Below are 13,298 nucleotides of genomic sequence, written 5' to 3' on the forward strand. Positions count from 1 at the left end.
CTATGAAAATAAGTTTTTCTTCTTTACATCCTTTTGTGAATTTTTTCTATTATATCGGGGTGATGATACTATGTACGATGTGTCTTCATCCTCTTTTTTTAATTGGAGCAATAGTATTAATTATTATGTTAAATGTGATGCAAGGAAATAGCGAAAAGATAAGAAAGATGCTACCGAGCACAATTGTTTTCTTCTTTATGGTAATTTTATTTAATTCGTTATTAACGCATAGAGGTCGAACTACGTTATTTTGGTTAGGTGATAGCCGTATTAAGCTTGAGGCGATTATGTTTGGAATAGTAATGGGGTTATTACTAGTTGCAGTTATGTTTACGTTTGCGTCATACAATGATATTATTTCCAGTCATAAATTTTTATATTTGTTTTCAAGAATTTCACCGAAAGTTGCATTGTTAACGATGATTACAGTGAGATTTGTTCCTTTGTTTATGAGGCGATTAAAGAAAATCACACTCGTTCAAAAGACGAAAGGTGTGCAGGTAGATTCAGGTTCGATAATTGAACGCGTCAAAAATGGTATGCAATTGCTGCAAGTATTATTAATTTGTTCATTAGAAGATGCACTGCAAACGGCAGATTCTATGCAAGCTCGTGGATTTGGTGTAACGAAGCGTACGACGTATATTCGCTATAGAATGGAAAGGCGCGATTGGTATACGCTCAGTTATTTAATCATTTTATTTATAGCTGCTATTATATGTAGTAATTATGGCGGGGGGAAATTGATTATTTATCCGAAAGTCGAATCGATTCTATTTCAGCAATACGATGGGATGATGTTTGTCGTATTAACGATGTTTATTAGTTTACCAATCATAATGGAAGGGAGAGAATGGATATGGTGGCGCATGCAGAAATAAACAATTTATCATTTGTATATGCTGATGAAAACGAATACGCGTTACAGCATATTTCTCTTTCTGTTCAAAAAGGTGAGTTTATTGCACTTGCTGGAGGATCGGGATCTGGGAAGACGACTTTATTAAAACATTTTAAAAAGGAGTTACTTCCAATTGGTACGCGTTCTGGAGAGATATTTTATGAGGGTGTTTTAATAGAGGAAGTAGCTGATTTGTTATCTGCCCAAGAAATTGGGATGGTATTTCAAAACCCAGAAAATCAGATCGTTATGGATACAGTGATTCAAGAATTAGCATTTTCTTTAGAAAATATCGGATTACCATCACATATTATTCAAAAAAGAATAGCAGAGCTTATTAGCTTTTTAGGATTTCAAGATTTATTGCATCAATCTGTTCACACGTTATCTGGTGGGCAAAAGCAACTTGTTAATTTAGCTGCGGTATTAGTTATGCAGCCGAAATTGCTATTATTAGATGAACCGACAGCGCAGTTAGATCCAATCGCTGCAAAAGAGTTTTTAGGATTATTAAAACGGATTAATGAAGAACTTGGAATTACGATTATTTTAAGTGAACATCGTTTAGATGAAGTTATCCCGCTTGCAACACGCGTTGTTTGTATGGATAATGGCCGTATTATGTATGATGGTAGTCCTAAAATTGTTATTACGGATATGTGGGGAGTAGAAACATTCCGTCCATTTATTCCGCAAATTCCAAGGCTATTTTTAGAGTGGAATGTGAGAGATATTCCGTTTACAGTGCGAGAGGCGCAAATGAAAATGAATGATTTTGCAGCGATATCATATGTAAATGAGCCAATAGCACAAAGTGAAAAGCAAGAGGTAATTTTAAGCGCAGAGCATATTTCGTTCCAATATGAAAAAAATAGTCCGCTTATTTTACGTGATTTATCAGTTTCGATTGAAAAAGGAAAATGGGTAGCGCTCGTTGGGAAGAACGGTACAGGTAAGTCTACACTGTTAACGATTTTAGCAGGATTACAAAAAGCGAGAAGAGGGAAAGTAAAGTGGAACGGAAAAGTGATACATAAAATTGATTCGAAAGAACGATTTAAAAGTATTGGGTATGTATCGCAGCATCCGTATTATCATTTTACATTTGATACAGTATGGGACGAGGTTTATGAACGTGCACGTGAATTATACGGAGAACAAGGAAAAGAAATAGCAGAAGATAGGCTAAAACAGTTTTGGTTGTATTCGCTTAAAGAACGCCATCCGCACGATTGTAGCGGAGGAGAGCAACAATTACTTGCGTTATGTACGACGTTATTATCAAAGCCGACTTTATTATTACTGGATGAACCGACAAAGGGGTTAGATCCATGGAAGAAAGAAAGAGTAGGAGAGCTATTTAGGAAGCTACAAAAAGAAGGAACAACAATTGTAATGGCGACGCATGACATTGAATTTGCAGCGAAATACGTTGATCAATGTATGATGTTATTTGATGGAACAGTCATTATGAATGATGCACCGAAAGAATTTTTTAGCGGCAACTTCTTTTATACAACATCTATTAACCGATTCATTCGAAAAGAATTGCCATATGCATTAACGTGGGAGGATGTGTACGAAGCTTGTCCAAACGATATGTTGCATTCATAATATGTATCTTTGCAGTAATAATCGGCACATTACTCTTTACGACACTTGTCATGGACGGTTATTACATGTTAAGTAGTTTGTTTATATTAGCGGTTATTATGTTACCTTTCTATATCCGTTTTGAAAGAAAGGCGTTTGTTTCACGTGAAATTGTTCTCGTTGCTGTATTAGCGGCAATTGCAGCAGTAAGCCGGGTGCCATTTTCTATTTTACCAAGTGTACAACCAACTTCTTTTGTCATTATCGTTTCTGCAATTGTATTTGGAAGTGAAACTGGTTTTATGATTGGTGCTACAGCAGCAATCGTATCTAATATTTTTTTAGGACAAGGTCCATGGACACCGTGGCAAATGTTTTCGTGGGGTATGATTGGTTTTATAGCAGGTTTACTTCGTAATACATTTTTTATGAAAAAGCTATGGGGAAGACTTCTTTACGGAGTAATTGTTGGCTTTTTATTTGGCTGGATTATGAATTTCTGGGGCCTTCTCGGTTTTATACGAGAAGCAACGTGGGAAATTGTCATTTCGTATTATATCGCAAGTTTTTACTTTGATTTGAGCCATGCGATTTCGAATGTTATTTTCTTATTACTATTTAGTACTTCATGGATTACGATTCTTACAAGATTTAAAAAGAAATACGGTATATTAGATGAGCATAACGTGACATAGAAAAGCATACTCATATAAGGTAGGGTCGCGACTTACATATTCGTTTGCCTCTTTCATGCTTCTTACATATTGTAAGGAGCATTTTTTTGTCAAAAAATCGATTTAATATACATCCGTTATTATATAAAATTATTTGTATAATGGTAGGTGAGAACTTTTTTCAAAAGGGAGGTGTATAGTTAATGAAGTTAGTTATTCCGAAGCAACATGGTGCATGGGCTATGCTTGTTATTCCTTTTTTATTAAGTGTCATACTTGGGAAACCTACTATTTATCATATTCCATTGTTTTTAGCGTGTTTTTTTATCTATTTAGCCACGTATCCATTTCTTACATACATAAAGCAAAGACGAAAAAAAGAGTTTTTACAAGCTGCCATTGTTTATTTCAGCATTGCGTTCCTATTTGGGATGATTTCTTTATTATATGAGTGGCGAATTCTTTTATTCGTAATAGTAATGATTCCATTATTTATAGTGAATATGTATTACGCTCGTCAAAAAAATGAAAGAGCACTATTAAATGATATTTGTGCGATTATTGTGTTTTGTATCGGTGGATTAATTAGTTATTCCTTTTCAATGAAGCAAATCGATCATACAGCTATATTCATTGCACTTATTTCATTTTTATACTTTTTAGGTAGTACGTTCTATGTGAAAACGATGATTCGTGAAAAAAATAACCCGAAGTATCGTCTTATATCTTGGGGATATCATATCGTATTAACAATAATCATATTTGTGATTAATCCCTGGTGTTCTCTTATTTTTATACCAAGTGTCATTCGAGCAATTGTGTTGTATGGCAAAAAAATTTCTATTATAAAAGTAGGAATTTTAGAAATTGCTAATTCTGTATATTTTTTAATTATAACGGCAATAATTATGAAGTATGCCATTTGAAAAAACTTCCCATCAATTGATGGGAAGTTTTTAATCTTTTTCTAAAATGTGAACGGTGTACTCGCAACGTTGAATAGCTTGTTCAACAGCATAAAGTGATTGTTCAATACGAGCGCGATTAAAATCTTTTTCAACTGTTTCGAGCGCTTCTTCTAAACAATTTTTAGCTTCTTGTAATGATTGAAAAGAATCTTGTACATATCCGCGAGCATTTTGATGCATTTCATAATCCTCCTTGCGTGTTCGTATATGGGTAGTATGAACAGTAAGGAAGAAAATATAATTTGTTATATTTATTTGACAATTAAAGTGGAATTACGTATAGTAAGAATTAAGTGAATATTTTCTTATCCAGAGAGGTGGAGGGACTGGCCCGATGAAACCCAGCAACCGCGATGCAGGTGCTAATTCCAGCAGAACATATTTGTTCTGGGAGATAAGACGAAGATATATACGTAACTTCTTCTTATCGGAGAGGTTTTTTTATTGCAAAAAAACCGATTACGAAAATTTATATTAAGAAGAAAGGGGTTGCGCATTACTGTGACACTCGAAAAATACGTAAAACTGCGTAGTACAGTTTATGAATATATGATAGAGCAAGATAAGCCGATATCATTGTTAGATATTCAAGAACATATCGTTTCGCATCATGAAGGAAAATTCACGAAAAAGATGTTGCATCAATTTTATTTATCAAGATTATTAGACGAACTAAAACTGGATGGGAAAATTACATTAGCTGATGAATATCTCTATGCTGAAAAAGGGGTATTGTATAAGGCGAGAAAAGGGAGCTAAGCTCTCTTTTTTTCTTAAAATAACGGAGTATGTAGAGTAAAAGACTGCTAAAGCAGCCTGATACAGGGAATGGTGTTGAGTGTGTAGTGTCAAAAATTGAATGTGCCTGAAAGAGGCAATTCATATCGGCTGCAAATGAAAAGAGACACCTTCGCCGAATAGGTGTCAGTCGTTTTGTCATATAGACTTGCTATTTGACAGTTATTAGAATAACATACAGGATTTTTGAAGTCAAAAGGGAATTAAAGGAAGGGGTACAATTATGTACGCTTACTTATTAAAAGATATAACGAAATGGATCCCAAAGTACATTGTAGATAAGGGATATGAATATTATGAAGATGGACATGTAGAAGATGTTGAAATACATGATAAAAAAGTGTTTGCTTTCGTTACTGGAAATGCAGGAAATTATGAAGTAGTTATCGATCTCGAAGATTTTTCAGAAAGTAGCTGCGAATGTCCATATGAGAATCTTTGTAAGCATATGGCGGCAGTTGTTTATGATATTCAAGGTGCTGGTGAGAGTGCAGTTAAAGAGAAACTGAAAGATTTAGAAAAAGAAGAATTACTTATATTATTGAATCGATTATTGCAAAGTTCGAAAAACGTGCAAATTGTAGAGAAGATGTTAAAGAAGGAGAAACTTTAATGTATAGAGGGAGTTGTTATGTAGTGAACGTACTAATTGTATACGCTCATCCTAATCCTTCAAGTTTTAACGCGGCGATTTTCAATCATGTGCAAAAAGGACTACCGGAAACAAATCATTCAGTTACGCTGCTTGATTTATACAAAGAACAATTTGATCCAGTCCTCGTATTTAATGAAGAGAAGAAAAGACGTGATTTAGTAAATGAAGAAGAAACAGCTCGGTACAGAACGTTAGTAGAAGAAGTAGATACACTTTTATTCATCTATCCAATATGGTGGTGGGGGATGCCAGCAATTTTAAAAGGATTTATCGATCGTATTTTCGTAGCTGGATTTGCTTATAAATATGAAGGGGCTCTGCCGAAAGGATTATTGCAAGGGAAAAAAGCATGGGTTATTAATAAGTTAGACTCGCCCCTATGGTACGTCGCACTATTATATCGATCAGCAGATTGGATTATGATGAAGAGAGGTGTTTTACGTTTTTGTGGCATTCGCGATATAAAACGTTCAGTGTTTCAATCTGTGAAAACGAGTAAAGTATCAAAGCGTGAAAAATGGTTATTACAAATAGAAGAAAAGGCTCGTACATTATGAATGAAGTCGACCGTATTATAAACTGTATTCAGTATGACGGCGAACTTTTTCGGAAGTATGTTACGTGTTTACTTCAATTGAAAAAATGTAGTAAAACATTTCAGCAAATTCAAATAGAGTTAAGAAATGACTACTTGATAAGAGGAATTTGTGAAAGAGAAGTTGATGAGGTAGTACGGGGAAGTAAAGAATATGAAACATATTTTCTTCCTAAAGCGTTACAGTGGAATTTTTTGAGTGAACATCCACACTTGATCGGAAAAATTTACGAAGATTTTTTTGCATTTGAGTCATTACATCTTACGGAGATAGAGTGGGAGAAGATTATAAATTGCATGGGAAATAAGTGATTTATTATGTAAAAAAGCTAGTATAAAACTAGCTTTTCGTTTAAATAAATAAGAAGCATAGACTAATGATAAAACCCGCATATAGTAAGTTCACAACACAAAATCCCATAATGTCACGAGCACCTAAACCAGCTATCGCTAATGCTGGTAATGCCCAGAAAGGTTGAATTAAATTCGTCCAAGCATCGCCCCATGCAATTGCCATTGCTGTTTTTGCAGCAGGTACACCAAGTTCAGCGCCAGCTGGAATCATAATTGGTGCTTGCACAGCCCATTGACCGCCGCCAGATGGAACGAAAATGTTAACAATGCCAGCACTTAAAAATGTAAAGAGCGGAAAAGTCGTTTCATTTGAAATGCTAATAAAGAAATTAGAAATAGCTCCTCCAAGTGAAAGTCCTTCACTATTTGCTCCAATCATCATGCCCATAATTCCTGCGTAAAACGGAAATTGAAGTAAAATGCCAGAAGCACTTTTCGTAGAGTCTGAAAAAGCGCGAATATACTGAATCGGAGTACTGTGGAAAATAAGACCTGCAATTAATAACATGAAAATCACGATATCGAGAGTAAGGTTAAAACCTTTCGTATAAAAGTAATTGAAAATATAAATGAGACCTAACAATCCAACGCAAAGTGTAATAATAATGCTATTTTCCATCTTTTCAGCGAATGTATTTTTTTCTACTTCTTGAGCAGCGGCTTCTTCATGGAACATGCTAGGATCTACAGTGATCGTATGTTTTTCATCTGGATGCATCGCCTTATTAATGAGAGGCATCGTAATGAGAAAAATAATAACTGGAACGAGAGCGTATGGTGAGAATAACGTTTCTGTTATTGGAATCGCCTCTTTAATACTTCCAGCAGTCGTTTTAATTAACGTTTCACCGCCTGTTGCTAACGTAAGAGGGATAGAGGCAGAAAGACCCGCATGCCAAATGAGAAATCCAGAGTAAGAAGAGGCGATTGCTAGTCTATAATCTAATCCGTCCAGCTGCCTTGCCACTTCTTTTGCGTATAAAACAGATACAACAATTCCAAAGCCCCAGTTTATGTATGCACCAAGTAAACTTACAATTGAAATGGCAATAATGCCTTGTCCATTCGTTTTTGGTAGTCTGGCAGCTTTCGTTAATCCCTTTTTAATAAGAGGAGCATTTGCTAAAGCAGATCCAGTCACGAGTACAAGTGCCATTTGCATAGAAAAGGCGAGGAGTCCCCAAATTCCATTACCCCAGTGATTAATCATTTCTACAGGGGTTTGGTGAGTCGCAAACATACCAAAGAAGATAACAAAAACAGTTAGTAAACATGATAAAATAAACGGTTCTGGCAAGAAGCGTTGCACTAAGGCGACGCAACCATTTGTAAAGGAACGAAACAAAATAGATCAGCCTCCTTATGTATATGTATTACAATTATTCGAGGTTGTTTGGGAGATAACCTCTAATATAAAGAAAATTCAGATATTTATAGGGTGGTAATTTATTGATAGGTTGATATAGAGCCTTGTATCAGATTCTGCTTTTAATATACTAGAAGAAAACGGTTGGAAATGGGGTAGCACTTATAGGGATAGTATAGAGAAAGGTTACTAGCTGGCTTTAAAGCAACTGTTGCAAAGGGAGAGGAGATTCAATACAATAGTGTTGCATTACATGAGAAATATGTTTTAGCACAAATCTAGCTAAAAATGTTTATACAAATACATTTAAAATTGATGGGGGAATTATGATCAAAAGTTTTTATCTTTTAAAGCCTAAAATGTTTACGGCAGATATGTATTATAAAGTTTTTATTACAGGTGACTGTATATATTTTATAAAGATTGGCGGACAGTTTCATAGTCGACATGCTTATAAAAAACAATTACCTGGTATTTCAGAGCTATTGTTTTTGCTCTGGTTCAAAAAAATTGAGAAAAAACAATTAAACTTAGAAACTGAAATAGATACAAAAATACATACTGGCGATGTACATGAACTCTTGCAATTAAAGAATAACTTTTCAATTGAAATAAATACAATTGAAGAGGTAGTATTAAATAAACGAGGAACGTTTCATACAGGTTTTAATGATAATGGAACAATTTCCTTTATGTTAAAAAATGGTCAAAAAATAAAGTTCATCATCCCGGAAGAAACTTTATTTTCATCTATAGAAGAAATTTTCGACCAATATGAACAGACAATCTTTGTAAGGGAAGTGTTTTAACGAATTCTCCAAAAGGTGTGGATGTATTAGTTAAACACTTAATTAAACATGTAAACTGCTTATATAAATTTTGATAGGCGTGTTTTAAGCAGTTATTCTTTCAGTATCTTCTAATATGTAAATATCCCAACAAGAAAAAGCTTCCACTACTGTGGAAGCTTTTCTAAATAATGTGCAATAGCAACATACATATTTGAGTAAACCGAATGTATTTCATTACTTGGCGTTGCGTTAGAAGAGAAGTGGGCGATTACCATATTTGCTTTCGGATCGATGTAAAGTGTTTGTCCGTAACTACCTAACACTTCACAAGCACCTTGTTCATTGTGCGGAATCCACCATTGATTATGATAAGAAATGGAAGCTCCAGGGCCAATTGCAAGTTCACCTTCTTGGACATTTTTTATATCTTCAGTAATAGAAGAAGGGAGAATTTGTTTTCCATTATATTCCCCGTTGTTTAATAGTAATTGCCCAAATCTCGCCATATCTCTAGCAGTTGCATTTAATCCAGCACTAGCTTGTTCTACTTTTGTTTCATCTGTAACGTAATACGCGTTTTCTTCCATACCAATTTGAGACCAAATTCGTTCGCTTACATTTTCAGCTAGTGATTTACCAGTAATAGTTCTAATAATCCAAGCGAGCGTTTCTGTTGATCCGTTATTGTAAGAAAAGGAAGAACCAGGCGGTGCAGTTTCTTCGGCTTCTCGTAACATATCATAAATTTTCATCGGACCGTCGTAGTTTTTGCCGCGGGGTAAAATATTGCTAGCTAAATATAATTGTGCATCTTGATTTTCTAGCCCAGGCTGCTCATATCCGTGGGTCGGGTATTCTGCTGACACTTGCATGTCCATTAATTGCTGAAGTGTGGCATTACCGAACGGTGTGTTTTTTAATTCTTTTATGTAAGTGTCAGCTGTTTTTTCTAAGTCAATACGTTTTTCTTCAGCGAGAGATTGTATAATTGCCCCGGTAAAGACTTTTGCTAATGATGCCATACCATGAGGTTCATTCTGTTTATACCCATTGAAATATCGTTCGTAAACAAGTTGTCCATTATGTACAACGACAAAAGCATCTGTTTTGTTATCGTCTAAAAGTTTTTTTAGAGGAGTTGTATTTCCGAATCTACGCTCCACAGCAAAATCGTCTAAGTTTTGCAATGCGGAAGGGAAGTGAGCAATTTGGTCAGGATTGTTTTTTACGTTATTAACTAAAGTGAATTCTTTCATATGGGTATATGACCAACGTAAGTAAGGGTCATTTAACCAGTTTTCTTTTGTCACATTATGTTTTGATGGGGTCGTTTTATTTTGTTTGAAGTAAGTAAACCCAAGCCCTGTAATTACAAATATGAATGTTAGTATAAGTAAGAGTAGGGGAGATTTTTTTAGTTTCATATATGGCCCTCCTTTTTATTTCTACTATAAGTATACGCTCGTCTTGAAAGAAATACAAAATAAGGAAAGTAAACGGGGAAGTTTACTTTCCTTATTAACGTTAAGCGGAAATTTTTCCGTCTGTAGGTTGTTTCTTGAATTTTTGTTTTCGTCCGTGTAATCCATAATATAAAAGTAAAGTGAACGCAACGATAATAGCTGCGATAAAATACATATTATGATAACTGGATTTCGCTGCGACAATACCTAAAATGAAAGAACCAAAGCCAATACCACTATCAAAGAATGAGAAATACGTAGCTGTCGCAGAACCACGTCTATGGTTTGGAGCGGCAGAAATCGCAATCGTTTGGAAACTCGGAATTAATGTTCCGTAACCTAAACCGATTAGCATACCTGCGCCAAGGAACCAAAATGAAGTTTGTGCTTGGCTTAATATGAACATTCCGATTGTGAAAATAATGATAGCAGGGTAAACGAGTACATTTTCACCGAAGCGATCAAAAATCTTTCCTGTAAATGGACGAGAAATGACAACAACAAGTGCGTATAAAATAAAGAAGTAACTTGCAATTTCACTTAAACCGAGTTCTTTCGCATAAATAGGAATAAAGGATAAAATACCACTATAAGAAAAGGCTAAAACAAATCCTGTAAGTGCAATTGGAATAGAAGATGGTTCGATTAAGTCTTTCCATTTCATTTTTTCACGTTTTTGTTTGCTAACAGGTGCTTCGTGTGGAATATCTACAAGTAGTCCTAATAAAAATGCAAGTAATGAAAATACGGAACAAACGATAAATAACACAGTAAACGAAAAATGAGAAATAATTGTTAAACCTAAAAAAGGACCAATTACCATCGGCAGACTCATAAATACGCCGAAATATGCAAGTGCTTCGCCTCGTCGATGAGCTGGCGCAACATCAGTTACGATCGTACCAGTAGCTGTCGTTGCCATCCCGAACCCAATACCGTGTAAGAAGCGAAGGGCAAGTAATAAGAATAAACTTTGCGCACCGAAATACATAACAGTAGCGGCTAAAAATAATGAAAGTGAAATAAATAATATTTTCTTTCTTCCTAAATCATCGAGCCATTTTCCTGTGAATGGTCTACATAAAACAGAAGAAATAAGAAACACAGTTGCAACTAAACCAATTTCCTCAGGTTTTCCTTTTAGGCCGTCTATTACATAGACAGGTAGAGTAGTCATAAGCATGTAAAATGTTAAGAAGAGAAATAGACTACTAAAACAAGTTCCGAGGAAATCCTTCGTCCAAAGTTTCTCACTTTGCATCGTCATCCCTCCAATTTAATCTAAATTTTTAATAATTTGTTGTAACACTTGAAATGCTTGATGTAAATCATCTTCGTTAATACCTTCTAGCGTTTTTTCTTCGAAAGTATCAACTTCTTCTTGCCATATTGGAATCATCTTTATCGCTGTTTCGGATAAAGAAATGAGCTTCTCACGGCGATCTTTACCTTCTGTACGAATAATCCATCCCATCGTTTCCATACGTGTTAACGTACGAGTCATCGTTGGTGATTCAACATTTAAATACTGGCACAATTCTGTTTGCGTACAAGAACCAGTTTGATTAATGCGGAAAATAACAGCCCATTGCGCACTAAATAACCCTGTTGGAGATACACGTTCATTAAATTTCTTCGTAAACTTTCGAGAAGTCTGGCTGACGATGTGAAAAAAATGTTGTTTTTCGTCCATGTATTTTGATCCTTTCAAATTAGTTACCTAGCTAACTATATACTTTTTTATAATAATTGTCTAGTAATAGACATGTTGATTTATGTAAAAAATTCTTATAGGTTTTATGTTGCGAACGTACATTCTACGTGCTATTCTTTAATTAAGTAAAGAATTTTCTTTCTATTAAATAGAATGGGGGAACTTGTGATGATTAAGCCTGCAACAATGGAGTTTGTTTCACTATCGAACGGAGAAACGATTGCATATCAGGAAGTTGGAAGGCGAAATACAGATATTCTTGTACTCATTCACGGGAACATGACATCGTCACAACATTGGGATTTAGTTATTGAAAAGTTGCAAGATCAATACCATATTTACGCTCTTGATTTAAGAGGGTTTGGACAATCAACGTATAATCAATCGATAGATTCATTACAAGACTTTGCAGAAGATGTAAAATTATTTATCGACGAGTTAAAGCTAGAGAAATTCTCATTAATGGGCTGGTCAATGGGCGGTGGCGTTGCGATGCAATTTACAGCGAATCACCCAAATTTTGTAGAAAAGTTAATTTTAGTAGAATCAGTAGGAATGAAAGGTTACCCAATCTTTAAAAAAGATACGAATGGGCAGCCAATTGTATCAAGTTTAGTAAAGACGAAAGAAGAAATTGCGCAAGATCCAGTACAAATTGCTCCAGTATTAGACGCGATAAAAAATATGAACAAACTATATTACCGTACAGTATGGAATCTATTAATATATACACATAATCAACCTGAACCGGACCGTTATGAAAAGTATTTAGATGATATGTTAACGCAACGTAATTTCGTAGATGTGAATTATGCGCTCATTACATTTAATATTTCAGATGAACATAATGGGGTTGTAGAGGGAAGTAAGCAAATTCATCGTATTAAAGCGCCAACACTCGTCATACAAGGTGATAGAGATTATGTCGTACCCCAAGTAGTCGGTGAGGAATTAGCGAAACATTTGCCAAATGCAGAGTTGAAGGTATTAGAAGATTGCGGACACTCGCCGTTTATTGATTGTTTAGATGTATTTATAAAACATGTAGAGGATTGGTTAGAACAGAAATAATCCCCGAAATGAAAGGTATTGCATATACTATAACATTGTAGGTAAAAGGGGAGATTATCAATGCATCAACCATTTTTCATCGCTTATTCGCCATATAATCATTACGCATATACAAAAATGATGATAAACCCGCTGTATATGCAAGTTTCGCCAGCTGTAGTTCCTTTACAAATGCAATATCCGCAGCCACCAATCGCTAACGCACAGCAATACTTATATGAAACTGCTTTTTATAAACATCCATACTTTAAGCAATTTCATAACAATGTGAAAGCACAAGTTTGGGAAGGATAAGGTAACAAGCTAAAAGATTCATTCTTTTAGCTTGTTTTTTATTGCGAATATTCGTACACGC

General features: G+C 35.0%; 16 protein-coding genes and 1 riboswitch. Of the genes, 11 read left to right on the plus strand and 5 right to left on the minus strand.

Annotated features, from left to right (window positions below; all coding sequences use genetic code 11):
• Positions 1-2 precede the first annotated feature (2 nt).
• The 4 genes from AU379_RS07685 (at position 3) to AU379_RS07700 (ending at position 4,094) form a co-directional block, all read left to right on the plus strand.
• Entirely contained in the window at positions 3-881 is an 879-nt protein-coding gene (locus tag AU379_RS07685) for an energy-coupling factor transporter transmembrane component T (protein ID WP_044584695.1), read from the plus strand.
• Positions 854-2,515, plus strand: coding sequence for an energy-coupling factor ABC transporter ATP-binding protein (locus tag AU379_RS07690; RefSeq protein WP_061139082.1), 1,662 nt, complete (start codon positions 854-856; stop codon positions 2,513-2,515). The genes AU379_RS07685 and AU379_RS07690 overlap by 28 nt, the downstream gene beginning before the upstream one ends.
• Positions 2,488-3,189, plus strand: a complete 702-nt coding sequence (locus AU379_RS07695; protein ID WP_061139083.1) for an ECF transporter S component — start codon at positions 2,488-2,490, stop codon at positions 3,187-3,189. Before AU379_RS07690 ends, AU379_RS07695 begins: the two co-directional genes overlap by 28 nt.
• Positions 3,190-3,371: 182 nt before the next feature.
• Positions 3,372-4,094, plus strand: a complete 723-nt coding sequence (locus AU379_RS07700) for a YwiC-like family protein (protein WP_061139084.1) — start codon at positions 3,372-3,374, stop codon at positions 4,092-4,094.
• 30 nt (positions 4,095-4,124) lie between these two features.
• Here AU379_RS07700 and AU379_RS07705 read toward each other — a convergent pair whose 3' ends face one another.
• Positions 4,125-4,316: a hypothetical protein gene (locus AU379_RS07705; RefSeq protein WP_000554032.1), complete on the minus strand. Its 192-nt coding sequence runs from the start codon at positions 4,314-4,316 to the stop codon at positions 4,125-4,127.
• Positions 4,317-4,438: 122 nt separating this feature from the next.
• Positions 4,439-4,537, plus strand: a riboswitch (SAM riboswitch).
• A gap of 100 nt (positions 4,538-4,637) precedes the next feature.
• On the opposite strand from AU379_RS07705, the gene AU379_RS07710 reads away from it, so the two are divergent.
• The 4 genes from AU379_RS07710 (at position 4,638) to AU379_RS07725 (ending at position 6,496) form a co-directional block, all read left to right on the plus strand.
• Positions 4,638-4,895: a hypothetical protein gene (locus tag AU379_RS07710; protein ID WP_000171476.1), complete on the plus strand. Its 258-nt coding sequence runs from the start codon at positions 4,638-4,640 to the stop codon at positions 4,893-4,895.
• Positions 4,896-5,157: 262 nt separating this feature from the next.
• On the plus strand, positions 5,158-5,547 hold the full coding sequence (locus AU379_RS07715) for an SWIM zinc finger family protein (RefSeq protein WP_000271521.1): 390 nt from the start codon (positions 5,158-5,160) through the stop codon (positions 5,545-5,547).
• A 23-nt stretch (positions 5,548-5,570) separates the two neighbouring features.
• Positions 5,571-6,146, plus strand: coding sequence for an NAD(P)H-dependent oxidoreductase (locus AU379_RS07720; RefSeq protein ID WP_033667414.1), 576 nt, complete (start codon positions 5,571-5,573; stop codon positions 6,144-6,146).
• Positions 6,143-6,496: a group-specific protein gene (locus AU379_RS07725; RefSeq protein WP_061139085.1), complete on the plus strand. Its 354-nt coding sequence runs from the start codon at positions 6,143-6,145 to the stop codon at positions 6,494-6,496. Before AU379_RS07720 ends, AU379_RS07725 begins: the two co-directional genes overlap by 4 nt.
• 40 nt (positions 6,497-6,536) lie before the next feature.
• Here AU379_RS07725 and AU379_RS07730 read toward each other — a convergent pair whose 3' ends face one another.
• The gene (locus AU379_RS07730) at positions 6,537-7,883 is read right to left on the minus strand and encodes a short-chain fatty acid transporter (protein WP_061139086.1); all 1,347 of its coding nucleotides are present in this window, start codon (positions 7,881-7,883) and stop codon (positions 6,537-6,539) included.
• Between the two features lie 347 nt (positions 7,884-8,230).
• Here AU379_RS07730 and AU379_RS07735 point away from each other — a divergent pair, with 347 nt between their 5' ends.
• Entirely contained in the window at positions 8,231-8,713 is a 483-nt protein-coding gene (locus AU379_RS07735) for a hypothetical protein (RefSeq protein ID WP_000597312.1), read from the plus strand.
• A gap of 146 nt (positions 8,714-8,859) precedes the next feature.
• Here AU379_RS07735 and AU379_RS07740 read toward each other — a convergent pair whose 3' ends face one another.
• The 3 genes from AU379_RS07740 to AU379_RS07750 all read right to left on the minus strand — a co-directional run bounded on the left by AU379_RS07740 (position 8,860) and on the right by AU379_RS07750 (position 11,851).
• Complete coding sequence (locus tag AU379_RS07740; RefSeq protein WP_044584690.1) at positions 8,860-10,119, minus strand: serine hydrolase; 1,260 nt, start codon at positions 10,117-10,119, stop codon at positions 8,860-8,862.
• A gap of 100 nt (positions 10,120-10,219) precedes the next feature.
• Complete coding sequence (locus tag AU379_RS07745) at positions 10,220-11,419, minus strand: MFS transporter (RefSeq protein WP_001190318.1); 1,200 nt, start codon at positions 11,417-11,419, stop codon at positions 10,220-10,222.
• Between the two features lie 15 nt (positions 11,420-11,434).
• Entirely contained in the window at positions 11,435-11,851 is a 417-nt protein-coding gene (locus AU379_RS07750) for a MarR family transcriptional regulator (RefSeq protein ID WP_000343675.1), read from the minus strand.
• 189 nt (positions 11,852-12,040) lie between these two features.
• Between AU379_RS07750 and AU379_RS07755 the strand changes: the two genes are divergently transcribed.
• A complete protein-coding gene (locus AU379_RS07755; RefSeq protein ID WP_061139087.1) occupies positions 12,041-12,943 on the plus strand; it encodes an alpha/beta hydrolase in 903 nt (300 codons plus the stop codon).
• 60 nt (positions 12,944-13,003) lie between these two features.
• Complete coding sequence (locus tag AU379_RS07760; RefSeq protein ID WP_000554161.1) at positions 13,004-13,237, plus strand: hypothetical protein; 234 nt, start codon at positions 13,004-13,006, stop codon at positions 13,235-13,237.
• Positions 13,238-13,298: the final 61 nt, after the last annotated feature.

Source organism: Bacillus sp. JH7 (genome assembly GCF_001563515.1).
Lineage (GTDB): Bacteria > Bacillota > Bacilli > Bacillales > Bacillaceae_G > Bacillus_A > Bacillus_A cereus.

Excerpts from the sequence above, each read along its gene's own strand:
- AU379_RS07685 (WP_044584695.1), top strand. The coding sequence starts at position 3 with ATGAAAATAAGTTTTTCTTCTTTACATCCTTTTGTGAATTTTTTCTAT.
- AU379_RS07690 (WP_061139082.1), top strand. The coding sequence starts at position 854 with ATGGATATGGTGGCGCATGCAGAAATAAACAATTTATCATTTGTATAT.
- AU379_RS07700 (WP_061139084.1), top strand. The coding sequence starts at position 3,372 with ATGAAGTTAGTTATTCCGAAGCAACATGGTGCATGGGCTATGCTTGTT.
- AU379_RS07705 (WP_000554032.1), bottom strand. The coding sequence starts at position 4,316 with ATGCATCAAAATGCTCGCGGATATGTACAAGATTCTTTTCAATCATTA.
- AU379_RS07715 (WP_000271521.1), top strand. The coding sequence starts at position 5,158 with ATGTACGCTTACTTATTAAAAGATATAACGAAATGGATCCCAAAGTAC.
- AU379_RS07725 (WP_061139085.1), top strand. The coding sequence starts at position 6,143 with ATGAATGAAGTCGACCGTATTATAAACTGTATTCAGTATGACGGCGAA.
- AU379_RS07735 (WP_000597312.1), top strand. The coding sequence starts at position 8,231 with ATGATCAAAAGTTTTTATCTTTTAAAGCCTAAAATGTTTACGGCAGAT.
- AU379_RS07740 (WP_044584690.1), bottom strand. The coding sequence starts at position 10,119 with ATGAAACTAAAAAAATCTCCCCTACTCTTACTTATACTAACATTCATA.
- AU379_RS07745 (WP_001190318.1), bottom strand. The coding sequence starts at position 11,419 with ATGCAAAGTGAGAAACTTTGGACGAAGGATTTCCTCGGAACTTGTTTT.
- AU379_RS07750 (WP_000343675.1), bottom strand. The coding sequence starts at position 11,851 with ATGGACGAAAAACAACATTTTTTTCACATCGTCAGCCAGACTTCTCGA.
- AU379_RS07755 (WP_061139087.1), top strand. The coding sequence starts at position 12,041 with ATGATTAAGCCTGCAACAATGGAGTTTGTTTCACTATCGAACGGAGAA.
- AU379_RS07760 (WP_000554161.1), top strand. The coding sequence starts at position 13,004 with ATGCATCAACCATTTTTCATCGCTTATTCGCCATATAATCATTACGCA.